Below are 24125 nucleotides of genomic sequence, written 5' to 3'. Positions count from 1 at the left end.
GAAGACACCAACCTAGGTTCAGATTGGTGTCTAAGCTTTTTGTTTTTTTCACTGTCTACTTGACAGGGGGCACTTCAACGGAAGGAGGGCGTTCACTTTTGCTACGTTGTTTTTTCTGTCACCCGATCAAGCATCGTAAACATGAGCCAGGGCAGTTCGCTCAGTACCCCTGCTGGATCGTCGGTCAATCGCTTTTTCCATTTATCTGGATCGTTCAGCAATCCTTTGCAAGCAAGGCTGTCGATCGCCTTCAAGCCTGCTTCGCGTTCCCAGTCCTCCAACTTCAGGGCCGTGGCTGCTTCCTTATCCACAGAATTGTCAGACTGATCAACATCATACTGGTGCAACGCGTACGTTTCGATCAAGTTGATCAGCTTCTGGGGATAAGCCGGGTCCGTCGCATACCCGCCTTCCTTAATCATCTGGCAGGCTGTCTTGTAATCAGCTCCAAGTACACCGTGATAACGCGTGGGCTTGTCTCGCGTTCCGTTAAGGATCAAGGCTGAGTGGTCAGCGATCGACTCAGCCCACGAGTTATAAACGCGGAAATTCGCGTTTGTTTTAACTTGGCTACCGTTGACATATTCTGTCGTGGGCATCTGCACGCTGCCGGCTGGTCCGATACCCTTGATACCGAATAAATTGTTTGCCTTCACGGTCAGGCTGCTTTTCCCCCAATTGCTCTCCAGTATCGCCTGAGCGATAGTCAACGAGGCTGGCACCCGTGTTTTTTTCATATCGGCCACGGCAGCAGGTGCGATCTTCGCGATAAACTCTTGTTGAGTCATGCCTACTCACCTTCCCTTTTCTCAGTCGTCTGCTTCCACAGCTGGTGCCCCAGCGTGGCGATCCCTGCAGCAAGAATGCCCTGGATCGTAGCCTGCACTGAAATCGCTCCAAGCACGCCCCAGGCCAAGCCGATGCCTCCCCCGGTTAAGATCCAAGGAATGCTCCAGTCCGGGATCCGAGGTGTTTTCTTTAAAAACACGCCGATGACCAGGAGTGCAACAACTACGATGAGTGCCTTATCCAGCAGGAATTGATTGGCCAATGCCAACAGATCTGTTTCGTTCATGATACCCCTCCACCTTTCGTAATGGATTCAATGAATTTCCAAATGAGAGCTCCCGCGCCAAGTACGGTCCCGACGATCCAGCGTTTATCGTCCTTGCCTTGTCGCTTGTCGTCCTCGATTCGTTTTTCGATTTCTTTCTTGATGTCCTCGGCCTTCTTGGTCAGATCGGTGATCTCCATGCTCAGCTCGTCGAGTCGCTTGTGAGCTGCTTTCGTGCTTTGCATAGCCTCGATGGCTAGCTTTTCGGTAGAATCAAGCTTGTTTGCCATGCTGCCGAGTTGCTTGATTTCCGTTTCGATTTTCCCAATCGCAACCAGGATGTCAGTGATTCCTTTTTGTAGATCTTTGATCTCGTCCGCCACTAGCGCATAACCTCCTCACCCCCCTCGGGGCAAAACATAGAAAAAACCCTGCTAGGCACAGGGCAACTCGTGATCATGATGAAAAGAGAGGCAAATAAAAGCGCCCTCTCCGTTTGGAAAAAGGCGCTCTATGCGCTTTGTTGTGGCTGAACCATGATCTCCGTTTTTTCATCTTCGGTGATATAACCTTTAGTGACGGCCGTGGTCAGTTCAGTTTCCGTCCATGCCCCAGATTCCCAACGCATTAAGCAATATGAATACAGTCTGCTTGCCATCGTTCATCTTCCTCCTTTTTATCTCAACAAGAGCGCGTCAACAGCCTCTTGGGTGATCCGCAATTGTTCTTCCAATTGGGAAATCCTTATATCTTTCAATTCTTCCGGTGTTGGCGGCGCATCTGAGTATTCGTACCATAATTCTTTCGTGGTTGGGTTGAAATACAGCTCGTACGTCTTTTTCGGCAAGTAATCAGGCTCAGGCATTGGGCCATCCAGAAACTCACCCTGCTGCAACAGTTCTTCCGGCAATACCTCCGGCTCATTATGAATTGTAATCACACGGCATTTTTCGGCATTAGTGCCTTTCTCGTACCTAATCCACATTTAATTTGCCCCCTGTTATACGATTTTGATTACGCTGTGAACAAATCCGGCAATATTAACGTTGTTGTCTATGCTCCACACGCCGGCAATATCTGAACCAATGCTATTTGTAATGCGCGTAACGTTGGCAGCCTTAAGCGGCGAAACCATTTTCCACTCAACCACACCGCCGTCTGTTACTCTAGCTATCTGGTTTGTCGTCCCATCATAAACGAGCAAGCCACCCTCCGAATAAATAGCGCGAGTGTACGGGATTGTTAATTGCCATATGACGGTTTTGTTGTAGTCGTATTTTTTCAAAACTGATCCGTCACTGATATAAACGGATTTGTCCGCACCCATCACCGGCGGGCCGGGTACTGTTTCGGTAAATGCGTTTGATTTTTCAAGCACTCCGGCATTTACGTCGACATAACAAGCCGTTGCTTTGCTGCTTGCTACAATCAACAACATAAGCACCGTTTTATCCTCATTCCAAAATTCATCAACTACCAATCCGGCCACACCAAGCGTAACCGTCCACACAAGCGTAAATGTACCATCTGCATTGCGTTTGTACTTGCGCAACGTAGTGTTCAAATATACATACACGTTGAACTGCTCATCAACCGCAACTGGATACATTGCATTTGGACTCCCGCCGGGCGCGATGCCCGCCACCTTGTTACCTCTAACCCCTGTCGCTGCATCGAACTCGTAAACGTTCTCGGACGTTGAACCAGCATCGTTCCAGTAATAACCGCCATATAACTTTGTTCCATCCGGTGAAATTATCAAGCTCCTCAACGTGTCCATTTCGGGTTGGGTGGCGGAATAAACCTGTACATTTTGGGCGTTTGTTTTAATGAGTTTCTCATTGGAACTTTCCAACTGAAAGTTGGCCCCGCTCACATCCATTGCCCACATCCCGGCGACTGTGAGCGGCTTGTTGAATGTTATTCTTGGCACGCCTCTACCAATGTTGGTTTTGGCAACCGGTAAATCCTTACCCTTTCTATAACCCCCGCCATAACCATGCGCTGTCAATACTTGCATTACGTCCAAATCATCCCCCCCCTTCCTATGCAACGCTTGTGATATCTCCATCCGCGTCATATGTGATCGTCCATACTTTCGTTTCAGCGACCGTCGTCCCATCCGTCTTGTAATACGTCCAGGTGTCCGTTTGATAGTTGCCATTTGCATCAGGGTTGGACAGGACAGAGCGCATGAACAAGGTGTTATCAGACTCGCGCTTATAGTCAACCTGTGTGAATTTTCCGTTCGCATCCTTGCCGCTCTTCGTGATCTTCAGCCTGGCGAGCTGATCTGCCACAAGCTTGCCATTGGCATCGCGGGTAGGAATCTGATTTGAGCCTGTTCCTACATGATAGCCGTCCACCATATCCGCATTCAGGTTGGTGTTCAGTGTTCCATTGGATAATGGGACGTTGCTGGCTGCGTTTCCTACCGTTTTTCCTGCAACAGTCGACGCATCACCTGTGATGCTGAAAACACCCTTTCCTTGCGCATCCAGGCGCGGAATTTTGTTCGCACCGTTGGCGGCCACCTCAGTCTGTTTAACGAATTGTGTGCTGTCGATTACACTGCGCCGATCTGTCGAGGTAATGACATCCGTTGCATTTGTAGAGAAGTACCACAGTAGGCATTTTGCCTGGGCCGCCGACTGGTCTGTCGTGCCCTTCACCTTGCCATCCGTGTCCAGATAGATATACTGCCCTTGATTGGCATTCAGCTGAATGCTCCCGGCAGCCACATCGAATTTTACCCCGGACACATAGGCGGTCCCTGTTGTGTAGGAAGCAGTTAATCCGACTACGGAAAAAGCAAGCCCGGTGACAACGGCGCTCCCAACTACTGTTTTTGCCAAGGAGTCGACTTGCCCTTGCAGCTTCGTCAACTGCTCCTGATTCACAAGTCCGGACGGATTGATCGTAGCACTGATGGAGCTTGCATTCCCCACAATCACGATAATATCGAACTGGTTGTTTACAATCGTTGACCCGCCCTCGGGAGGCAGATAGTCGGCAGCTGCCGCAGTGGCAATGGCATACAGGATTTCTCCAAGGTCAGGATCCTGGGCGAACAGCCCGATCTCTCGTACATAAAAGCCCTGCGTGATTCCCTGATTCGTGATATTGGTCCGGATACGGCAAAGACCGCCACTCTCAGCCTGAACGCTGCTGATGGCCAGTGTCTTCTGGGGGCTGATCAAGTCATTCAGATTCTCAAGAGACTGCCCTTGCCCAAGCTGCCCGTCACCAATCTTTGCTTTGGTGAACGTGAGCGTCGCGCCTGCTTCTGCTTTTGCTTGTAGGTCGCGCCCCTTCTTTGTCAAAATCATGCCTGTGTATTGAGCCAACCTATTTCACCTCCGGATAAATGGTCGTTTGGGCCTCGACTGAAAAAACGCCGCCATACGAATGCGTAGCGTTCAGATCTGGCATTTCAAACGCCACTGGGTAAATTTCCGTTTTGCGATATTCCGTTATAGCGCCCCCGTAGAATTGACCGGCGTTAATCGTCCGCTTCACAGTCACGTTTTCCAACCAGGCGCTGCTCCTCTTGGTGGCGTTGATGAGCCTGACCAAGCGTGCCAGATCCGCGTTGGCTGCGAGAGTCTGTTCTGTCTCCACACGGAAGTGGTACGGATCGCCCCCGTATTCGTACCACTCCGCCACTTTCGCTCCAGGAAAGACGATGGAAACCACTTGCTCGACGGCCCAGGGGGTCCCTTTGCGCCGATGCCATAATGGTGCTTCGCGAACCAGTTGTCTTTTTTGCTCCAGGGGCAAATCCGGCTCATAGAAATCTACGTGAGCTTGCCAAGCCAATAAGTCAACGACTTCCTCGGGCTGCTCATCAAGTGTTGCCAGAAGCGTAATTAAAGGGATTTGAGTCGAAATCTCCTGAAACTCCGGAGTCAGTGCTTCTGCCAGCGCCCGCGCATCCGGATCCTGTCTGAGGCTCTCGGGCAGAAGGTCCACGAGCGACACCGTATAGATATCAGTCATCTTCCAGCCCTCCATACTCGATTGTCACCTGGTTTTCAACAGCAACCTGAAACGGTGAAAGAGCTTGATAGGCGGGTAGCGTTACGGCCACCCTTTTTGCTCCGGCATTTTTTATCCGCGTGACCAACTCGGACGGATCAACGGAACGCCCAAGCTTTGCTTTTTGCCATTGCCTGTAGTCGTTGAGTGCTTGCTGCACATTCGCCTGGATGCTGGCCGCGGTACTGCTGTTTGCCGTACTGATCCAGTAGGTCAAAGAAATGTCATAGGGCACAGTCTCAGGAGCAAGCACCTGAACATGGTCCGTAAGAGGACGAACCTTTCGGTCATTGCAGACACTATCGACCAGATCCAAGATTTCCTGTCCGGGAATCCCCCCATCTCGAAGCAGTGGGCGAATCTCTACGACGCCAGGTGAGGGACTCCGAACCGACACATCGACAATCAACGGACTGGCCGTTCGTGCCCAGTAGATGTACGCACCATCAGGACCGGCAACCGAAAATCTTTCCGGAGCTTGCCGGATCCGCTCGGCATAAGCGTCGTCGTCCTCCTCATCCGCTCCCCCTTCACTTGTTGTAATGTTTTGGATCGACTGAACCCATTGAAGGGGATCGACCAGCTGATTGATCTGTCCGGGGAGATAGCCGTTCCCCCGCGAACCAGTAATCGTGCATATCGCCTCTACATCGACCTGCGTTTGCCCTGCTGGCACAACAACCTGCTTGGTAGTGACAAAGAGAAGGCCGTCGCCCGCTGTTCCCCTCGTCCCCGCCGGGATGATTTCGTTTTTCTCCAGTGGGACGGAGAGTACAAAACGAATCGTAGTTACTGATGCCGTGGCCGGTAGTCTCGCTGTATCACTCGAAAGGCCCTGATGATCGAGAAAAGCGCCCTGGGCATAAGCAAGCAAATTCTGCTTGGCGCTGTAGTTGATGTTTGCCCTCTGCTGAGTGGCGAGCAAAACAACAGCCTGAATAAATTTTCGACGGGGATCCGCTGCGGCAAGCTTGATGCCAGTCAACCTTTCATAGTTGGCAACGGCTTCCGCCTCTATCTCTTGAGCTGACTTTTTCGCAAACTCCACATCGGGAAGATTAAACCTCGTCATCAATCCTCACTCCTACTACTGGTTGCAGAGATCCGTTTTGCGGATCCCCTCGTATTTCAATTCTCACGACTGTTGCCCGCGGTTCATACTTTTGGATGGCTGCCGTTATCCGCGCAATGTTTCTTGCGCTTTGCATGTGGATGGGGGAATCGATGTCAGGCTCCCAGGCAAAAGCCCTGTCCAGTGGACACGAAAAAAGTGTCGTGGACAAAATAAAAGCAACGTTCTGTAGAATGGCATCTACTCCCGTTGCTCCGAAATCGATTCTTGAGTTGCCTGTTGTCACTTCGTAAATCAAACTGTCACCTCCTCATGTACTCCTCCAGGGAAACGTTTGCCTCCCCAATGAGTAGCCTGCCTTTCCCGTCCAAAGCTTTCCAATTTTGCGTAACAGACTTGATTGTCCACTGATCTCTCCCGAGGGGGATGCCTCCGATGATCAGTGTCTCTGCTTTGCCTGATCGACACCATTCCAAGAGCCGATCCATTTCCTTCCTCGGATTCATACCGTGCTTCACATCGAACCTCATGGTAAAACTGATTTCATCCAATGACGGTCCCAGGAATTCGGAACGTGGCTTTTGACCAAAACGCTCATGGGCAGCCCAGCGGCCAGATGCAGAGCGCGAAAAGTCAAAAAAGGTTCGCATTTGCTCGTAAGAGACTTCGAATATGATCTCGCCAAAACTCCCGAGCTGTCCCATCCTATGCACCTCCCGTTGGCGGATCGTCGACGGTGTAATAGGACCCCAAAACAAAACCGTCTGTTCCTGTTGCTGGGAATAGGCAGACAACGAGATCCTTCGGCTTGACTGGCCACGCTTTTTTCATGACGGGAAGCTCTTTTGATACCGTATTGCCCCGATTTGGAAAGGCGATTCTTGCAGATCCGTTCGCAGCATTCACAGATGAGACAATGCCCACTTGAATCTCAACTCCCATCAATACCCCTCCAGACAACGGCGGAGCTCCAAGCTGGTTTCATAACCGCTTTGCTGACTGTGAACGGCCTGGGTAACAATGTATTTGCCGTCAAAAGCTCCGAATCCCTTTAGATTTACAGTTACCCCAGCAACCATGCGCGGATCTCCGGCCATGGTAATAGACACCTGGGTGGCCTCTTTATTCGCTTCTCTCAGCTTCTTTTTGGCCAGACGCTGCGCTTCCGCGATTGAAGATACCCTTTCGTTGACGGTCAGTGTCCGCCCTACTTTTGGAGCGTTCGCCGGGGTAAACGTGGCAGAAATAGACTTCTTGTCTTTCCCGGCAAAATAAGTCACCTGACAAGCTTTATACGTGCCGGTCGACGTCGTTCTCCCCCTGAAAGATTTGACCTCGGATACCTTCCGCTCAAGGGTTGCGATGGCTGGCGCGCTCTCGTACTTCGCTTCATCGAAAATCACCAGTTGCTTTCCTGACACCTTCAGGCACAAGCCAGCATCATTGCACAAGCGCATGAGAAACGCGATATCCGTCTCTGACGTTTGTTCAATGCGGTCATATTTCGGATCTTCCGGCGAGTCATAATAAAGGCTGAGCTTGGCTTCCTTTGCCTTCTCCCTAGCGATCACAGACAGCTTTGTCTCTTCCCAGGCTTTATTTTTCTTCTCGCCTCTCAGCGACGAGGATTCCGGCACGGATATAGCTTTGATAGAAACCACCGAGGGCGGATAGCTCACCTCGATTTCGTCGATTTCAAAGGTTCCAAGTGGCAGCTTTTCTATTCTGTCCTCATGATCCCAGTTCTCACGAAAAAGAGTAGCTTGCAAAGACGCGGATAGGTCCGGCATCCAGCTGCCACTCCATCGTTGCTCGCTATCCTCTACTGTAATCTGCAGGTCGTCTGCCTGGCCGCTCAAGTTGTCCGTGTAGCTCCAGCTCAGCAGATGTGGCCGTAAATCAGCCGACAGATCCGTCTTGTTGTAGAAAATCTGCAACCTCGCATGGCGTGCTTTCGTCATGTGCCGTCTCCTCGCTTCCACGGTGGCAGACTGTCTGGTGTCTGGGACAGGTCCACATCCGGGATGATCAGCTGGACGTTGGCGGGGAAAATAACCGTCTCCCGATGAGCAGGATTCGCGTCTATCAAGTCGGTCATGAAATTTTCACTGCCCAGCTGCTTGAATGCTATTAAGTCCCACGTATCACCTTGGGTTGTTGCGTAGTTTTTAGGCACCGAACGACACCCTTTCTTTTTGACGATGGATCGAGCGCAGCTGATCCATCAATGTCCGGTTGTTCTCTTCCAAGACGGGCTTGATCTTGTTCGGATCACTGCCGTTGATTTGAGGCGCATAGGTCAAATGAATAACGGTTCCGCCCCCGCTCGTCAGTCCCATCGATCTGCCCGCTTGCTTCCACAGGGAAATAGAACGTGGCGAACGATTTAGGGGGATCACTGCCTCCGGTCCGGCTTCTGCAACCAGACCAACGTGCGGCCTCGTAAGTATCCCACCCTTAGCGTAGGCTGGGATTTTTTCCCCCAGATTTCTTGCTGTCCTGTTCTCCTGGATCTTGCGTGCCTGGATGGAGTAATCAAGCTGAAATTTTTCAATCTGTGGGATGGAGGTGCCCATCAATTTATTAATGCCGGAGGAAATTCGATTGATCGACTGGATTACTCCATTCGCCATCCCTTTAAAGAAGTTGGATATATTGACTCCCATTTCGCTTGCGCCTCTCGTGAGAGTATCCCACAGTAAGCTCCCCTTTTCTCGAACGGTATCCCAGTTGTTGTACAAATAAACCCCTGCGGCCACCAAAAGGCCCATGCCGGTAATGATAAGCCCAATCGGATTTAGGCTCATGGTCAAATTCAACAATCGCTGTGCCATGGTCATTTTTCCGGTTGCTGTCGTGGCGATTGCCTGTGCAGCTGCTTGACGGACAAAGATACCGGACAATCCATTACCGATCAGCGCTGCCTGGGACCATGCCATACGTAGAGCTAGCCATGCAATGCGCCCTCCGATCAACGCTGTTGTTGCTCCCACGATGACGGAGGTTAATTTCGGATGCGCCTGCGCAAAGTTCCCCACCCATGCGGCACCATTGGCCACGTTCTGAATCAGAGGGGCAAGCACCGGTAAAAACTGATTGCCGACAACTGCAGCCGTATCTTGAATCTGTCGCCCGAGTTGTGTCCAGGAAGGAGCGCCATTTCGCGCAGCTGTGGATGCTTCAACCACTTTTTGCGTGGTCCCATCAATGCCTTGCCCGGCATTCTCCATGATTTTCATATTCAAGATGACTTTTTCGGTCAGATCTTCCCACTGCGTACCAAACAAAGCGACGCCTACTTGGTTTCGTTTCACCGGGTCTTGGACCCTGTTCAGGGCATCGATCGTTTTGTTCCAGGCATTTACCCCGGAAGCCCCGCCATTGGCGATATCTTTTGCCATTTTCGCGCTGTTCAGCCCCAGCGCCTTGAAAGCATCCTCTGTGGTCTTGCTGCCATCTTTTGCACGAATATTAAACTCCTTCACTGCGTCTGCTGCCTTATCAAGGTTAAATGCCCCAGCGCCTTTGGCTGATTCCAAAACAGCGTAAAACTGCTTTGCACTATACCCCATCGACTCGAATTGAGGCGAATACTCGTAAAGCGTGTCCAGATAGTCGTCCGCATAGTTCATGCCGTTTTTCAGACCGTACGTGATCATGTCCAGAGCCTGCGTATTTGACAAGCCCTTGAAGTTGCTGGTCAGGTTTGTCATAGCCTTATTGATCTCCATTGCCCCTGCTCCCCAGTATTTCTCGGCAGACAGTGCCCCTTGCAAGATCAGTTGCTGCTGCTTGACTGTTTCATTTTTGATCGCCTGTGACATGATTCCGTATGCTTCTGACGTTGCCGACATGCTTTCGCCCAATCCGGAGAGGTATGCTTGACGAGTAATTTGGAAAGCCTGCTGTTGCTGTTGAGCAGTCAAAGAGGTTTGTATTTGGATGCGGCGTTGTGCTTCTGCATAGTCATTCGCTGCCACCATTACCCCGATGAGAGGAGAGGCCTTTGCCAAGGTCTCCCCCATCTGACCAGCTGCATTGCTGCCATTGTCCATATGTGTCTGCCTTCTGCTTTGTTGGTGCAACAAGGCTTGATGGGCCTGCTTTTGTCGATCAATGGCTCTGGTTAGCCTTTCCTGGGCCGCTGTAAACTGTTCGGTGGAGATCGCCCCACTCTTATGCTCATTTTCCAGCCGTTTCAGTTCCTGCTTGAGCTCATCCGTTTCCTCTGACAGACGTGCTATTTGGTAGGAGGCGGAAGAAAATGCCCCCCTAAACGACGTAGCAAGCTTCCCCGCAATGGCAAAGCTGACTTCGTGAATCCTACGAGCCATATCCCTCACCCGCCCCCTTCTCTTCCTCAGAAAGCTCCTGATAATCAGCTACCCACCTGGCAAACTCCAGAATGGGCATGTCCATCCACACGTTCACGGGTGTGTAGTTGCACCTGGACATTTTTAGGACTGTTTTTCGGAAGTCTCCGATTGCGTTCTCATCGGTGAAGCCCAGTCGTACAAAAAATTCTTCACCGTGTTTGTAACATGGAGAAAGTCAGGAGCGAGCAAACCCAAAATATCCTCTGGGATTTGTCCAGAAACCCGTGCGGCGATTACAGCCAGCCCCTCTGACGAAAAGAGTGGATCCGGGCTGATGTCGCCCCTCATACGCGCCTGCCGTTCAGCGTGAACGAGATCGTTCCCTTTCAAATCGTCAAAGTTCAGTTCGATCTCACGAATCGACTGACCGTCCTTCTCAATCGGTTTGCGCAAAATTATTTTTTTACTCATAGTGACCTCCTTATAGCCCGAGGGCATTTCTTGTTCCTTGCATGTAATCCACGCCATCCACAACGAAAATGTAGTTAAACCGGTCAAACTCGACCTTTGTTACCCCATCGAACTGGAGCTTCAAGTAGTAGATTTCCAGCTCTGCCGATCCGCCAGACGCTGCGCTCTTCTCAAATTTCCCGAGGTCCACTTTTGTCGCAGGCCCTTGAACAACCAAACGGACCGCAGCATCTTTGTAGCCGCCTGTCGCCGTGTTATACACCTGATTCGCGCCGCGCAGATCAATGCGGTGCGCCTCGGGACGGAGCAATTTCACCTGTTCCTCTGTCAGGACACGAAAATTCAAAGTCATTTTCATGCTTTGAAGATGGCCCATTGTAGGGGACTCGTATTCCCCGAGGATCCCTGCTGCTTTTACCGTTTCTGTCATCATTTCAAACGATGGCAGGGTGACATCTGCCACCCCCAACAGCACATTGGTTCCTCCCAGGTAGGCCCTAAAATCCTTTAACCGTTCAGGCAATTTGTTCAATGCTGTTCACCTCCATTACGCTGCAAAGAGCGTGCTCAGATAGCTGACGTCATACTCAAGCGTGAAATCGATCTCTTGCCCAGGTACAGGCGAAGCCCAGTACACATGAAAACGAATAATGCCTTGCAAGAGATCCGTGTCTGGGTTTTCCTCTTTCAAAAATTCTACTCGGCCGCCCAGCAGAGCTCCTCGCGCAGTCAGCCCGTTCAGCCAAATATTGACGCTATCCACTACCGAATCGATTAAACGGCGATTCGTCGGGCTGTCTACGTGCTGCCAGTACGTGAGAATCAAGCTATTATTGAGCCAATTCGCCATACGCCGGACGGCAATAAACGTGTCTTTGACGTCGGTAGCAGCAGGAAAGGCTGCCGTTTGGTTCCCCCATAGCTTGTATCCTCCGGTAAAGTTCAGGACGGTGACGATCCCCTGCGAATTGAGGTAGTTGGCTTGCGTAATGTCTAGCGAAACCTCGGATCCATCGTGAACCACTACCGCATTAGCCTGAATGTTCTTGTTGGAAGCGCTGACAAATGGAATATCGTCGTTGGCCGCATCGGTCTTGCTGATAACGCCTGCAGCTTGTGTGGAAAGGTGGAAAATGAAATCACCGAGCTGTACTTTGGGCCAGCAGACAACCTGCAGTGGATCCGTAATGTTGTTGTCCGTCTTCCAGGCCGGGGCTTTTGTGTACAAATCGGCACCGGTTGACGATGTGTCCATATCTACGATAGAAATCGCCTTAAAAACGCCATTGATGCTACTCGATTTTGCTTTCATCACGGCTGCCACGACTGGATCATGACTCCATCCAGGTGCAAGAATTTGACCAGGGATCAGTCGGAAAGTCGGGAAGACTCGGTTCACCAATTCCAAACCCGAGTAAGCGCCTGTCTGGCTGTCAATTCCCCCGATGATGTCGGCTTTCGTCACTTTCGATGGGTCAAGGTAGTCGTAGGAAATGACAAACTGGGTTGCCGCTCCGAGTGCCGTAATGACAACCTTGCCCGCAGCATCGAAAGCCGCAACATAATCCGTGCCTTTTACAAGTGGCTGGCCTTCCGCCGTAGCTTTAACGACCAGCGTTTTCAGCAGCACCCCGTCTTGCTCCACTGTTGCTACCTTGTTCGTTAACGGAATCGTGACGTTTTGAACGCTTGTTTTGTGCTTGGCTGGATCCAAGACATTGACGAAAACGACTGGTGAGACGTTAAACAGCTGATAGTGCGAATACATAAATTCGCAGAGCGTGTACTGCTCCCAGTCATCGGAATAGCCCAGTGCTTTCACTGCTTCCCCGTAGTTGTAGGCCAAAACGGGCTTGTTGACGTACTCCTGTGTTGCCGCTAAATGAATCGGAGCCGTCCCCAAGACCACTGGCAGCCCTGCGCTCGCTTCCACAGGGGAAATGACTGAGGTAGGGACCTCGCCGCCAAATACACCATGCTTAAATGCCACTATCGAGCACCTCCTTTAACGTACGCCTGCACTTCCTGGTACAAAGCATGTTCAGCCGTTCCCATCGTTTCGATTGCAAGTAAGGTCGAGGAAAGGGAATCAACCGGGACAAACAACTTCTCCAAGGACGGACACTTTTTCAGATGCTCGTTCAGGTGCTTGGGAATCCCTCCGCGGTACACCGCAAATCTGCTGAGAATCCCATTTGGAAGATTAGGGCCACAGTAGATCAGCGCTTTTGCTTCTTCCTTGGGCTCATCCTTTTTCCGTGCTGTCATATGAGAGAAAACCTCCTTCTTCCTCCATTTGAGGCATAATCACTTGAAGAGTAATGGCCCCCCACCATTCAGGGAATGGTTGCTCTTCAGGGAGCTCCGTTTTTATCGGCTTCTCAACACGAAAAGACTCGCCAAATACCGGGCGAGCCAACAGGTCCTGTTTAATTCGAGTAAGGATATTTAACGGATCCCGCCAGCCATCTTGTGCATCCTGGCTATATGTGCCGACAATGATCTTCACACTTGCTGTTGCACCATCATTGTCGTCTTCTTCTTGCAAATACCGGACAATCACGTACGGAAAATCTGGCACGTTCTGTTTCTGTACCGGTTTCTTTTCAGGAAGATACCCCGCAATCACTTGCGGGGCTTTCGTAATCCCTGTAACGTTCGACTGCAGTTCAAAGTTCCCGGTTATTGCCTGCAGATGCTCTACGAGTCGATCCAACATGATGATCGGTGTCATCGATTCACCTCTAGCAAACGGTTAATTTCATGATCCAGCCGCTGATCCAGCGTTTCCTTAGCTTTCTCATTCACCCAATCAGTGACACTGGGATTACCAAGCATTTGCGGTACCGATGGGCCATAAAACTGATCGATCGGTTTTCGTTCCTTTCCTGCCCGCTTAAACACGCCTACATGGCCGCTTCGCATCTGGGCTACAAATGCGGACTTGATCGGGCCGCCTTCTCCTCGTTTCACGCGTGCGACGACCTTAAAAGCCTTCCCTTTTTGCCATCTGACATTTGCGGCTTTCTGAGGCTGTGGCCTTTTGGGGGATACACGAAAGGCGGTCAACGGAAAAACAGTTCCTGACGAAACAACAGAAGCGCTCAGCTTTGTGGGGCTGGCCCCGCGAATCTTGATTGTGTCTGTCACGTCTTTATGCCGAATAAAATAGGTTTCGCGAACCTTTCGAGCTGCGGCCGTCCTTGCTGATTCGGCAGCCCGGTTGATTGCCCGAGCCAATGCTGTAGGGGCCGCGTCCGGAATATGACGCAACAGTCTCTCCGCTTTCGCTATTTGCTCGGCTGTGAAGTCGATCATCCTATGTTCGCTCCTAGTGTGATCTGAAAGATCCCCGCGTTTTCCGCTACATCCGTAACCAGATAATCCGCTCCGTCTAATACCATCCGTTGCCCGATCCATGGCTTCTCGTCCATGTCTTCGCATTTGACGTACAAAATGAATTCAGAAAGCATGATGCCGCTATGCGTCGCATATGCACTCGCGCCGTTTATGCTTTTTTCCTTCAAGGTATCAGCATCGATGACAACTGTAATGTCTTTCCCGTCGATGTTATGCATTTCACCGAATTCATCCGGATTGATGAAAACGGCCAGATCTTCGGTTACCAGCTCCTTAAAGTTCTGCATCGTCGGCCCCTTTCTCTTGACTAGCAAGCCAGCTCTCGTATTGTTCAACTCTTTCCTGTGCTTTGGCCCCCGCTTCGATGTTCAAACGAGCCAAGAGTACCTTTTGTTCGTCAGCTTTTAACTTGCTGAACGCTTCCGCAGTAGGGTAATCCTGCTCAAGGGAAACGTCATCCTGAGTGGCAGTTTCATCGAGATGATCCGTTAGAAAGCCGTTTTCTTTCAGTTGCTCAATCATTTCAAGGGGGAGTTCGCCTTTCACGCTCTCCCCCGGCATAAACAACCGACCGGCGAAATTTACTGGGCTGGCTACTCTCATGGCGTTACCACTCCAGGGTTTTTGTAAAGTCCGCGGTAGTCCAGAACCGTAACTCCGTAATCAAAATAGATTCGGAAATCCATGCCCAAGCGATCAAACGGAATGTCCGTTTCCAGAGTTGGCTCCTCTTGACCTCGCAGGTACGTCACTTCAATCGTGTCGGCAATGTTTTGGTCAGCTGCGAGATACCAAGCATCTGGGCTGTATGCGTCTAGCTCTGCATCCACAATCACCGTATAGGAATTGCGGAAGACGTTGGCCACTCCGCTGTTGGAGCTACTCAGATCAGACTCGGAACGCATGAATTGCGCTGCATCCGTTTCAAGTGCAGCCGGAACCAGCAAATACTTCGGCGAAATGTTCAGAGTGGCAATACCCCGCTGATCTTTCTGCGTCCGCATCTTCAAGCGCGCTTCGCTCATAGTCTCTTTTCCGATGGGGCCAGCCGTTCCCAGGTTCTTGTGATCTACATGGAAGAGCGCCTTAGCATCGAAAATGGCCGGATTGGTAGCCAGCATTTTATAAACCAGTTGGTTGATACCGCGTTTGGCTGCGGTGACATATGCAGCTGGTACACGCGTCAAAACGCTCAAATCGTCGTTGATAAACGCTTCCCGCGTGAATCCCCAACGCTTACTGTAGGTCAGGACGGCTTTCGTTACCTTCTCATCTTTCATCGGGGTATCATAAGGAATGGCGCTGTTCTGTGGTGTAAGTTCCAAGTTCCCTGCTTCGCTGATCCGATAGTGCTCCGCTGCCTTGAAGTCCGGGTTTGAGCCGCGACTTGTCCAAATTTGGAAAGTAGTTGGCGCTTCCTGATAGACCTGTGACAGCGTTTTGTTTACCGAGTTGGAAATAATGCTCTGGAATGTGCTGTCCGGCATCAAAGCCCGCTTCAGCAACTCCTCATCTCGCAGTAAGTGAGCCCCTGTTTCACCAGCTCGTTGCAGGCATTCGATAGCCACATCACGCAGACGTAGGCTCCGCAGTTCCATTGCACCTGCTGCCGGCTTCTCAACGCGGCGACCCGCTCGCATGAGCAAGGCGTCCGATGCAGCAGCGCGGAATTTATCTACCTCTTCTGTTTGTACTACGACAGAGGTAGCTTGCGGCTTATTGGCGTTGATTTGCTTCTGCAGAATGGCATCCTTAACAGCCTGAACCGTCGCACCTGTGCGAATAAATTCAGCATCATCCATCCCAAATGTCCGGCAGAGTTGAGCAATTTCTGTAACGCGAGCGCGTTCAGCCTCTGCAGCCTGCCGCTGCAGATCTTCTACATTCACCGCTGGAGGTGCTTGCGGAGGTACTTGCGGAGTTGCAGAACGTGTTGCTGGTTCTGGATTGGGCGCTGCGCTTCCACCTGGCAAACCATTATCCGGCACCATGAGTCCTTGTGCTTGCAAAGCCAAACGTTTCAATCCGTGCATATCCAAATCCCCCTGTTCAATAGTTCGTCCAACCCCAACTGATGGATCAGCCGGGGTTGGCTCGATGCTGATTTCAAAAGGCTGCCACTTTAACGCGACGTAGGCCGGGCCAGAATGGCGGCCATTGGCAGATGTTTTCCCAGCCTTAACCTCTTCCCATGAGCTGACCGAATAGCCGACAGACACCCCTTTGATCATGCCCTTTTTGACTTTCTGGAAAATCTTATCGCTCTCTTCGTCATCATCGAATTTCACGAGCGCCCGTGCTTTCCGTTGGGATTGATCCAGCCAAACCTTTTCGATAGAGCCGATCGGAAGCTTTCCATACCGGGCATCGCGGCCATGCGCAAATAATAAAACGCCTACTTCCTGGAGTCTGGCCAGGTCGATGGCGTCTGGATCATGGCTCAGGATTTCCGAGCCGAAATATCGTTCGTAAGGCGCTTCTGAGCTAAATGACAGCTCAACAGTCCGGTCATCCTCGTTGATCGTCGAGCGATCTAGCGTCAATGTGCGTGTGAGTAGGTTACTCGTCGGGCTGCTGTTCCTCGTCAGCACCGTCGGAAGCATTGTTTTGCCCACTTGCTACTCCTCCCATCAGTTCTTGAATCAACTTCATTTCTTCAGCACGCTGCATTACTACATCCCGCCAGTCCTCACCCCTTTCCGCGCAAATTCGGGCAAGCGTATCTTGATTGGATTCCAGCGCCACTTTATTTGCGTTTACCTCTTTCATCGGGTCGATCCAGGTATTCCCCGGAGGAATCCATACGTGCGCCGTGTACAGTTCCTTGTTTTGCATGAAATCCCGGATCTCTAATTGCCCGGTCAGAAACATCGTCTCCAAAAAGAGAAGATAGATCGGGGACAAAACCGTTCCGATCAGCGAACGTTGCATTTTCTTGTATGTCTTCCTGTCTTCAATGAGTCCCTGGCGGGCACTGGAATAGTTCACGTTGCTCATGTCGCGGGAAATCGTTTCATAGCTCAATCCGATGCCGGAGCCAACGAGCCGAATCAACGTACTGATAAAATCCTTGGTATTCGACGCTTGGCCTGCCGGGATAACGGTCTGCACCTCATCACCAGGATTCAACTCTCCAATCATGCCGGGCGAAAGCGACATCCCGTCATAACTTGAGCCTTTTCCTGCAGTGTTTACTCCCCTGCCAATCGATCCTGTTGGGGATCCTTTCTTGATGAATACCGACAGACAAGCCAGAACGCGCTCTTTCACAGATACCGCTTCGATAAATTGGTTGGCATCCTTAATCCGGGGGATCGCTGTGCGTAATAGAGACAACTCCCGCACTTGGCGCGGCGATGTTTTTCGACGCCAAAAGATCACCTTGTCCGCTTCAATACGGACACTTTCACCATGAATCTGCCGGGTGCCGTCAAATTTTTTGAAGTGGTAGGCAAGAGGACGACCAAACTGATTGATTTCGATTCCATCAACCACACGGTTTCCCCCAAATGATGTCGTTAATGGATCAAGCTCATCCACTTCACGAACCTGCAGTTTGAACGGAAACCGCTTGTCATCTGTAAACACCTTCACAATGAGAATGCCACCATCGACCACATACCGACGAACCAGCATTTCTTCGATTTCTTCGAGTGATTGCGTCGCAGTAATGTCGCAGTTCTCCGCTTTGCTGAATTCCTTCCACAGCTTCTCGATTTTTTGATTGATTTGATCCGCCCCTGGGACGCTTTTGGGCACCTTAGCTTGTAGAGTCAATCCCGCGCCCACTACATTTCGTTCAAACGCATCAATGATGGCTTCTGCCACATCACTGTTGCGTTCGAGATCCCGCGCACGGCTCAACATGAGATTCCGCTCTACCCGCAATTTGTTTTCATCAGCAGTTGCTGCTGGATTCCAATTCATATTCAATCGGCCACGCGATCCCGAGTCGTACAGCGCATCCATACCAGAGCGCCATGCCTGACGTTTGTACGCCCATTGCGGGCTGATTGCTGCGATTGTTCTTTCCAGCCAATTCACAGCGACTACCTCCCTTCAAAGACGGCAACTTTGAAGATTCCGCCGCCGTTCTCAAGTACATCGATTTCTCTTTCCAGACGATCTCTCTCTTTGTAGAGCAGCCCCAGATCAGCCTTTCTCATCCTTCTCGATCCAATGCTGTACTCTTGGGCTCCATTCTGAATGGCCAAAATCGCCTTATTTAGCTGCTCCAGTTGCTCGTGGAGTCGGGCAAGTTTTTCTTCCGGAGTCATAGCCATTTGTCACCTCCGATCCAGTTATTTGTTTGTTTTCGTGCCTGTGGTTTCTTTTGCGTTACGTCATCCTTTGCGGGCTCAGGTTCTTCGTAGCGAGCGTATCGGATCCCCAAGCGATCAGCTGCGAACGCGGCGTATACCTCGCAGTCAAGGTAGTGGTTGTCTGCTCCAGAGGTTTTAAGCTGCCAGACGTCGATTTCTTTGCCGTTACGCTTGATTGTTACCTTGTGCTCTGCTGTAATCTGCTCGGCATATTCACGATCACAACCCTCGTACACGTACCAGCCACCCGGATCCTCCGCTTTTCGTGCGATACGGTTTGCGATCAGATCCTTGTAGTAGGATCCATAGACCAAATAGAGCGAGATGCCAAACAGCCCCTTCTCCTCCCGGTCGATTTTCGTCAATCGGTACTTGGCAGGGATTTCAACACTTGAGCCCTTGATCGCTACAGCCCACTCACTGTTTTTGGCGCAAAAATCATAGGTGTCATCGGGATTCCAACCGGAGTCAATGGCGCAAAGATTCACGAAATACTCGATGCCGTCCTTTGTTGAATAAGGTGCATTCATTACTTCCTCGATCTCTGCCCATGTCTCACAAAAACCATGTCGGACATTCCAACTCGTTACTTTCTCACCCCAAGCCCGGATTGTGTAATAGAATCGATCCTTCTGCACGTCTACTCCGCCTGTGAGGAAGATAGTCCGATCCGGAACAACCCCTTCTTCATACCCACTTGAACGCTCCAGCACCTTGTCGCTGTTCAGCTTCACTTGTGTTTTCTCCCATGGTTCAGCCAACCAACTGTTGACAAAGTTCATAAGGGTTTCTGGGTCGTCTTTGCTCGTCACAAATTCGTATGCTACCTCACCAAATCGCACCCATGGACTGTAGATCGCATTCAAATGGAAGCCTGTTTTGGTCGCCAGACGAGTAACCCCTGTAGAATCTCGCCACTCACCGTTCCGCAGCATCGCCGGTTTGTGGGCGTCCCTGATCATTCCCTTACAGCTTTCGCACTCGTAATAAGCTGTTTGCTTGATTTTTTCGGGCGGTAACGTCTTGTCATACTTGATCCCACCCTTGAATTTGAAGGTTTGGTAATGACCACAATGCGGACATGGAACGTAATAGTGCAGCTTCACATCAGCCTTTTCGAACGACTGCCATATCGCTCCGTTTTTCAACGTGGGCGTCGAAGTCTGAAAGATTTTTTTGTTATAGGGGAATGTCTTTGTACGCTCGCGTGCCAATGACCGCGGATCTGCTTCTTTCCCGGAATTTTTGGGGTATTTGTCCACCTCGTCCATGAACAGGAACCGAATAGGACGGCTCGCCAAAGAGGCCGGGCTGTTTGCCCCGGAGATAACACAATACATCCCATCCATTTGCAGCTCCAATACCTTGCTTTCCTCAACCCGGTATTTATTAGCCAGCACAGGACTTAACTCCATAAGAGGTTGAAGACGGTTTTTTGAAGCGAATTCCGCCAATTCCAGAGTCGGATACACAATCAAAACGGGGCTTGGATCTTGGGCAATGACATAGCCAAACATGTTGTTCATACATTCCGTTCCACCGACCTGCGTCGGCTTTGCGAAAATGATCTCCTCCACCCGTGGATCGGTAAAGGCATCCATGATTCCTCGGAGATAGGGAGTGCGATCCGTCGACCACTGGCCAGGCTCAGCTGATGTTTTACTGTCCAGCACTCGGTATTTATCTGCCCATTCGGAAACCGTGAGTTTTTCAGGCGGTTTGAGAACTTGCAGCGAGTCCATCAGCCACTCCGGCCAGTTACTTTTTGGCATCGTACACACCTCTTACGGACATCTGCAGCAAAACGGCATTTGTCGTATCGGTGATGTTTTGCTCGATGATTCGCACCTGCTCCGGCTCAACAAATGGAGCGACCTCCATCGCAATTTTGCGGCTAAATCCAGCCATCGACCGCTTCAAGGTAGTAAAAAAACGTTGGAGTTCACTCACAACGTCGTCCCGTTTGATGTATTCACCTTTGGCAATCGCATTTTTGAGTGTTGCCGCCTCGGTCTGCTGTTCTTTCAACTTGGCTTCATAGAAAAGCTTTTGCTGTGCAAGCGTCATTTTTTCCTCATTTTCGGGAGCTTGATTGTTGCTCGTTCCTTTGTAATCTTGCACCCAGAGCAGACAATCTTTTAGGGGGTACCAACCGTTTGCACATTTTGGCATCCCTAATTTTACCCACTGTGCAAGTGTATTACGGTGTACATCCAACACCTCACACATGGCAGAAGTGCTTAAACACAGGCGTTTTTCAATCATTTTCGCTCCTATTTTTTCACTCAAAGCGCCTCCTCCTTTTGCACATTGCATAGCTGTTTTTACTGTGCATACTCAGCCGAATTTCGGGGTTCGTTAGACCCGCATAGCCCCCTACCCCCTGGGAAGGACCCGTTGGTATAAATGACGTTCATCCTCAGAGCCACAAGGGATTGACCCGCTTCTGCAATGTTTTTGTGGTCAAAAGCATAAATAAGTTATTCATATCTTAATAAAGTGAATAACTCATACGATTTCTAAACCCGTTGATACGACTGGTTTTTATTAGCCTAGTCCGGACGAGTTATACACTCCCTCATTATGAAGAACTAGAGACCAAAACGACTGATGGCATTGTCCATTGTGTCCTGATCCATGCCAATGTATCGCAGCGTAATCTCTGGGCTGGAATGGTTGAATATCTTTTGTAAAAGGGTAATGTCTTTCTCCTTTCGGTACAGGTGATATCCAAACGTCTTTCTGCAGGTGTGTGTCCCAATGTCAACCAGCCCAAACTCATTTGCTGCTTTGCGTAGGATTTTATATGCCATGTCGCGAGTAATTGGCTTGTTCTTTCCTTCTCTGCTTTTAAACAGGTACTCGTAATCGTCCTTGTCTGAAATATAACGCTTCAACTCTCGTTTTAGCGTTGGGTTGATCTTCAACCACTTCTGTTTGTCAGTTTTCATCTCCCGCATGATGATGTGTTCTCCCTTTACGTCACGAACACGCAGTTTCAGTATGTCTTGAATGCGGAGGCCGGTATTGATCCCGAACACAAACAGCATGTAATTTCTTTCGCTCATGCCGCGCAAGTATCTTTTGATCTGCTCGATCATGTCAGGCTCACGGATAGGTTGGACAAAATTCATCCTGAACCTCTCCTTTTCCTTTCATCCTTCACACAAGGTTGTCTGGTGCAGAGCACCTTACTGCCCGTCGCAATCGCCCAAGGACACCCATAGCACATATGCGTTATATTTAATTTTGGTACTGGCTCGGTCATCTTCCTCATGGCACATCGCTCCCAAAAAGACAAGCCACCCAGTCACCTGAGTGGCTTGTCCCAAATATTCACGCTATCATCATAGCATGTCCGATACCAAATGGCCTGCCACGATTCTGCCAAAATACTGCCACGAATGTAGGAGGTAAAATGGTACAAAATATCTAACCAAAAAGTTATACTCGACACGTATGTATCTTAAATATGTAGAGGAGAATGAAAATAGATGAAACTGTCTGATGAGATGAAAAAGCAACTGAGACGACTTAGTCTCGAGACAATAAAGAATTTTGCTCAGGAAAAAGGCTTGGTTCTGAAAGGAAAAAGTAAGGACGAGCTTATCGAAAAGCTCGAGAAAGACCTAAAGGATGAAGACCTTGCATCCGTTGAAGAGCTCATCCTCCAATACCGTTTTGCTGGAAAAGGTGCTGTCCACTTTTTCAAGGTAAACATCGAGCCGGCTATTAAGTTGGATGACCCAAAGACTACTGCAAAGGTGCTACAGGCAAAGCTTGCTGGTAATCCATTTGAAAACCGCCTCAAGCCCGCTGTAACAGAAAAACCACAAATCATTTATGCCGAATACATAACAGATGATCTACTGTTTATCGAAACAGCACACGAAGGAGACACAAGGACAACATTCAGCGATTGGGAGGAAATTGAAATAACGCCTACCGTTATTATCCGAACATTCATCCACATTAAAAACAAGATCCTTCAAGTGCATGCCCCAGCATCTTCAGCAAAAGCGGTTGCCGTATCTGTTGCGGAAGCTCTGCAGCTGAGCCATCCCGATCCAATCCAGTTTACACTTGACGAGATAAACGAACTCAAAATGAAGCTCAACGCGATTTCTGTTGGGTCTGATCTAAAAAGAAATGCCGGGGAGATTGATATGACGAAGCATCGTGGAAAAGGAACGGCTGATCTTGATAACGATCCAGATTATAAAGCCGAGAGTTCGGGAAAGTCTCTTCGAAAGAAAATTTTACAGTTTAATTTTAACGGAGATACGGCTAGAATTGAGTTAACTGTTGGCAAAGGAACGGTTTCCTTTAAAACCATTGCAGGGGAAAGGGTGGTGGAATATGTTTTATCAAAAATTAGGGAACTTAAGTCGCTACCCTGATCTATCCGCTGATGCAGTGAATACAATCCGTGTGTTTCTCGAAAAAATGCCGATGAATCACAGGACAAGATTCAACGCCCGTTATCTGATGGACGGGTTACACTGGGATAAAACTCGAGTACACCGTGCGCTCGATGCTCTTGTAAAAGAAAACATTTTAGTATCAAGTTACGAAGTACTTTGCCCAGAATGCTCCTACACTTGTGACACGGTAACTAACATAACGAACATTCCCCATAAGGTATGGTGCTCTGAATGTGAAAAATACGTATTCACTAGTCAGCAGGATGTCTGGGTGTTTTTCAGGTTCGAGGACTCGTACTTGACGATCGGTATGCAGAATGGAACAAACAGCCCAATCCCTTCTTCTCAGGTCGGAGATGATGATGTTAACAGTTTTTTTCTTACCACCCCCAGTTTTGCTAGCAATCAATATTGCCGTATAAACTTGGGGGAGTTCAAGTCACTCTATGAAGCGGTTCGAGCGGCCAAGACAAACGATCAGAAAAAACATGCTCTGGAAAACATGGCTGAATATTTAGTGTCCTCGATTGTTGGCTTTATCCCTTCTGGCCGTGATTCCAGAGCCACAACAGGTGAAATTGACCGTACTTTTAGGAACGACGCCAATTATCATCCTGTACTCTCTGCTTTTGGTCCGTTTATCCAGATTGAATGTAAACACGTTGCCGCTAAGTTGAATCCTGCCGAAATCGGTGACTTCGCAAGGGTAATGAATGATATTGATGCAAGTACCGGTCTCTATTTTACGATGAAAGGTGTTACCGGGAATACGAATCGAGATGGATGGGCAGCTATATTAAACGAATCAAGACACAACCGTAGGCGAATATTGGTATTTGAAGAAGAACACTACAAGAGAATAGAAAAAGGCGAAGACTTTCTCACCATGGTGTTTGAAGAATACCAAAAAGTACGTATGCTCTTGGCAAAGGATTTCAAATTCCCTGCAGGTGTACAGATAACTGATATTGATTAAAAGACCGCGTAATCCTGATATGCTCCCTCCATAGTAGACAGGCAAAAGAAAGGTCTGTACTGTCTACTGTGGAGGGATTTTTTATGGGGAAA

General features: G+C 49.8%; 31 protein-coding genes. 2 read left to right on the top strand and 29 right to left on the bottom strand.

Annotated features, from left to right (window positions below):
• Nucleotides 1-101: 101 nt before the first annotated feature.
• The 29 genes from ACTHO6_RS20335 to ACTHO6_RS20195 all read right to left on the bottom strand — a co-directional run bounded on the left by ACTHO6_RS20335 (nucleotide 102) and on the right by ACTHO6_RS20195 (nucleotide 21767).
• The gene (locus ACTHO6_RS20335; protein ID WP_440243574.1) at nucleotides 102-788 is read right to left on the bottom strand and encodes a glycoside hydrolase family 73 protein; all 687 of its coding nucleotides are present in this window, start codon (nucleotides 786-788) and stop codon (nucleotides 102-104) included.
• A gap of 2 nt (nucleotides 789-790) precedes the next feature.
• Nucleotides 791-1075, bottom strand: a complete 285-nt coding sequence (locus ACTHO6_RS20330; RefSeq protein WP_440243571.1) for a phage holin family protein — start codon at nucleotides 1073-1075, stop codon at nucleotides 791-793.
• Entirely contained in the window at nucleotides 1072-1437 is a 366-nt protein-coding gene (locus ACTHO6_RS20325) for a hypothetical protein (protein WP_440243568.1), read from the bottom strand. The genes ACTHO6_RS20330 and ACTHO6_RS20325 overlap by 4 nt, the downstream gene beginning before the upstream one ends.
• A gap of 128 nt (nucleotides 1438-1565) precedes the next feature.
• Complete coding sequence (locus tag ACTHO6_RS20320) at nucleotides 1566-1712, bottom strand: XkdX family protein (protein WP_440243566.1); 147 nt, start codon at nucleotides 1710-1712, stop codon at nucleotides 1566-1568.
• An 18-nt stretch (nucleotides 1713-1730) separates the two neighbouring features.
• On the bottom strand, nucleotides 1731-2039 hold the full coding sequence (locus ACTHO6_RS20315; protein ID WP_440243564.1) for a hypothetical protein: 309 nt from the start codon (nucleotides 2037-2039) through the stop codon (nucleotides 1731-1733).
• A gap of 15 nt (nucleotides 2040-2054) precedes the next feature.
• A complete protein-coding gene (locus ACTHO6_RS20310) occupies nucleotides 2055-3083 on the bottom strand; it encodes a hypothetical protein (RefSeq protein WP_440243562.1) in 1029 nt (342 codons plus the stop codon).
• A gap of 16 nt (nucleotides 3084-3099) precedes the next feature.
• Nucleotides 3100-4401 (bottom strand): phage tail-collar fiber domain-containing protein, encoded by a 1302-nt coding sequence (locus tag ACTHO6_RS20305; RefSeq protein WP_440243560.1) that lies wholly within the window; start codon nucleotides 4399-4401, stop codon nucleotides 3100-3102.
• A 1-nt stretch (nucleotide 4402) separates the two neighbouring features.
• Nucleotides 4403-5053, bottom strand: a complete 651-nt coding sequence (locus ACTHO6_RS20300; protein ID WP_440243558.1) for a phage tail protein I — start codon at nucleotides 5051-5053, stop codon at nucleotides 4403-4405.
• Nucleotides 5046-6164: a baseplate assembly protein gene (locus tag ACTHO6_RS20295; RefSeq protein ID WP_440243556.1), complete on the bottom strand. Its 1119-nt coding sequence runs from the start codon at nucleotides 6162-6164 to the stop codon at nucleotides 5046-5048. The genes ACTHO6_RS20300 and ACTHO6_RS20295 overlap by 8 nt, the downstream gene beginning before the upstream one ends.
• Nucleotides 6151-6462, bottom strand: coding sequence for a hypothetical protein (locus ACTHO6_RS20290; RefSeq protein ID WP_440243554.1), 312 nt, complete (start codon nucleotides 6460-6462; stop codon nucleotides 6151-6153). The genes ACTHO6_RS20295 and ACTHO6_RS20290 overlap by 14 nt, the downstream gene beginning before the upstream one ends.
• A 4-nt stretch (nucleotides 6463-6466) precedes the next feature.
• A complete protein-coding gene (locus ACTHO6_RS20285; RefSeq protein WP_429779197.1) occupies nucleotides 6467-6868 on the bottom strand; it encodes a phage tail protein in 402 nt (133 codons plus the stop codon).
• A gap of 1 nt (nucleotide 6869) precedes the next feature.
• Nucleotides 6870-7106, bottom strand: coding sequence for a hypothetical protein (locus tag ACTHO6_RS20280; RefSeq protein WP_440243552.1), 237 nt, complete (start codon nucleotides 7104-7106; stop codon nucleotides 6870-6872).
• Nucleotides 7106-8125: a phage late control D family protein gene (locus ACTHO6_RS20275; protein WP_440243550.1), complete on the bottom strand. Its 1020-nt coding sequence runs from the start codon at nucleotides 8123-8125 to the stop codon at nucleotides 7106-7108. Before ACTHO6_RS20275 ends, ACTHO6_RS20280 begins: the two co-directional genes overlap by 1 nt.
• The gene (locus tag ACTHO6_RS20270) at nucleotides 8122-8340 is read right to left on the bottom strand and encodes a tail protein X (RefSeq protein ID WP_429779200.1); all 219 of its coding nucleotides are present in this window, start codon (nucleotides 8338-8340) and stop codon (nucleotides 8122-8124) included. Before ACTHO6_RS20270 ends, ACTHO6_RS20275 begins: the two co-directional genes overlap by 4 nt.
• On the bottom strand, nucleotides 8333-10498 hold the full coding sequence (locus ACTHO6_RS20265) for a phage tail tape measure protein (RefSeq protein ID WP_440243548.1): 2166 nt from the start codon (nucleotides 10496-10498) through the stop codon (nucleotides 8333-8335). The genes ACTHO6_RS20270 and ACTHO6_RS20265 overlap by 8 nt, the downstream gene beginning before the upstream one ends.
• A 123-nt stretch (nucleotides 10499-10621) precedes the next feature.
• The gene (locus ACTHO6_RS20260) at nucleotides 10622-10951 is read right to left on the bottom strand and encodes a phage tail assembly protein (protein WP_440243546.1); all 330 of its coding nucleotides are present in this window, start codon (nucleotides 10949-10951) and stop codon (nucleotides 10622-10624) included.
• 10 nt (nucleotides 10952-10961) lie between these two features.
• Nucleotides 10962-11474, bottom strand: coding sequence for a phage major tail tube protein (locus ACTHO6_RS20255; RefSeq protein WP_440243576.1), 513 nt, complete (start codon nucleotides 11472-11474; stop codon nucleotides 10962-10964).
• Between the two features lie 24 nt (nucleotides 11475-11498).
• Nucleotides 11499-12941, bottom strand: coding sequence for a phage tail sheath family protein (locus tag ACTHO6_RS20250; protein ID WP_440243544.1), 1443 nt, complete (start codon nucleotides 12939-12941; stop codon nucleotides 11499-11501).
• Nucleotides 12941-13219, bottom strand: coding sequence for a hypothetical protein (locus ACTHO6_RS20245; RefSeq protein ID WP_440243542.1), 279 nt, complete (start codon nucleotides 13217-13219; stop codon nucleotides 12941-12943). The genes ACTHO6_RS20250 and ACTHO6_RS20245 overlap by 1 nt, the downstream gene beginning before the upstream one ends.
• Nucleotides 13197-13685, bottom strand: a complete 489-nt coding sequence (locus ACTHO6_RS20240; RefSeq protein ID WP_440243540.1) for a hypothetical protein — start codon at nucleotides 13683-13685, stop codon at nucleotides 13197-13199. The genes ACTHO6_RS20245 and ACTHO6_RS20240 overlap by 23 nt, the downstream gene beginning before the upstream one ends.
• A complete protein-coding gene (locus tag ACTHO6_RS20235) occupies nucleotides 13682-14269 on the bottom strand; it encodes a phage tail protein (RefSeq protein WP_440243539.1) in 588 nt (195 codons plus the stop codon). The genes ACTHO6_RS20240 and ACTHO6_RS20235 overlap by 4 nt, the downstream gene beginning before the upstream one ends.
• The gene (locus ACTHO6_RS20230) at nucleotides 14266-14598 is read right to left on the bottom strand and encodes a hypothetical protein (RefSeq protein WP_440243537.1); all 333 of its coding nucleotides are present in this window, start codon (nucleotides 14596-14598) and stop codon (nucleotides 14266-14268) included. Before ACTHO6_RS20230 ends, ACTHO6_RS20235 begins: the two co-directional genes overlap by 4 nt.
• On the bottom strand, nucleotides 14585-14914 hold the full coding sequence (locus ACTHO6_RS20225; RefSeq protein ID WP_440243535.1) for a hypothetical protein: 330 nt from the start codon (nucleotides 14912-14914) through the stop codon (nucleotides 14585-14587). The genes ACTHO6_RS20230 and ACTHO6_RS20225 overlap by 14 nt, the downstream gene beginning before the upstream one ends.
• Nucleotides 14911-16926, bottom strand: a complete 2016-nt coding sequence (locus ACTHO6_RS20220) for a prohead protease/major capsid protein fusion protein (protein ID WP_440243533.1) — start codon at nucleotides 16924-16926, stop codon at nucleotides 14911-14913. The genes ACTHO6_RS20225 and ACTHO6_RS20220 overlap by 4 nt, the downstream gene beginning before the upstream one ends.
• Nucleotides 16871-18355 (bottom strand): phage portal protein, encoded by a 1485-nt coding sequence (locus tag ACTHO6_RS20215; protein ID WP_440243531.1) that lies wholly within the window; start codon nucleotides 18353-18355, stop codon nucleotides 16871-16873. The genes ACTHO6_RS20220 and ACTHO6_RS20215 overlap by 56 nt, the downstream gene beginning before the upstream one ends.
• Before the next feature lie 5 nt (nucleotides 18356-18360).
• The gene (locus ACTHO6_RS20210; RefSeq protein ID WP_440243529.1) at nucleotides 18361-18588 is read right to left on the bottom strand and encodes a hypothetical protein; all 228 of its coding nucleotides are present in this window, start codon (nucleotides 18586-18588) and stop codon (nucleotides 18361-18363) included.
• Nucleotides 18585-20405, bottom strand: a complete 1821-nt coding sequence (locus ACTHO6_RS20205; RefSeq protein ID WP_440243527.1) for a phage terminase large subunit family protein — start codon at nucleotides 20403-20405, stop codon at nucleotides 18585-18587. The genes ACTHO6_RS20210 and ACTHO6_RS20205 overlap by 4 nt, the downstream gene beginning before the upstream one ends.
• The gene (locus ACTHO6_RS20200; protein WP_327945284.1) at nucleotides 20392-20922 is read right to left on the bottom strand and encodes a hypothetical protein; all 531 of its coding nucleotides are present in this window, start codon (nucleotides 20920-20922) and stop codon (nucleotides 20392-20394) included. The genes ACTHO6_RS20205 and ACTHO6_RS20200 overlap by 14 nt, the downstream gene beginning before the upstream one ends.
• Nucleotides 20923-21224: 302 nt before the next feature.
• Nucleotides 21225-21767 carry a site-specific integrase gene (locus ACTHO6_RS20195; RefSeq protein ID WP_327945283.1) on the bottom strand — a complete coding sequence of 181 codons (543 nt, stop codon included), beginning with the start codon at nucleotides 21765-21767 and terminating at the stop codon, nucleotides 21225-21227.
• A 360-nt stretch (nucleotides 21768-22127) separates the two neighbouring features.
• Between ACTHO6_RS20195 and ACTHO6_RS20190 the strand changes: the two genes are divergently transcribed.
• Both ACTHO6_RS20190 and ACTHO6_RS20185 read left to right on the top strand, forming a co-directional pair.
• A complete protein-coding gene (locus ACTHO6_RS20190; protein WP_327945282.1) occupies nucleotides 22128-23033 on the top strand; it encodes a hypothetical protein in 906 nt (301 codons plus the stop codon).
• Nucleotides 22993-24033 carry a hypothetical protein gene (locus tag ACTHO6_RS20185; protein WP_440243524.1) on the top strand — a complete coding sequence of 347 codons (1041 nt, stop codon included), beginning with the start codon at nucleotides 22993-22995 and terminating at the stop codon, nucleotides 24031-24033. Before ACTHO6_RS20190 ends, ACTHO6_RS20185 begins: the two co-directional genes overlap by 41 nt.
• The last annotated feature ends 92 nt before the right edge of the window (nucleotides 24034-24125 follow it).

This window comes from Brevibacillus sp. SAFN-007a (assembly GCF_051967035.1).
Classification (GTDB): Bacteria; Bacillota; Bacilli; order Brevibacillales; family Brevibacillaceae; genus Brevibacillus.
Note: the sequence above shows the minus strand (reverse complement) of the source record. Positions and strands in the feature narration are given on the sequence as shown.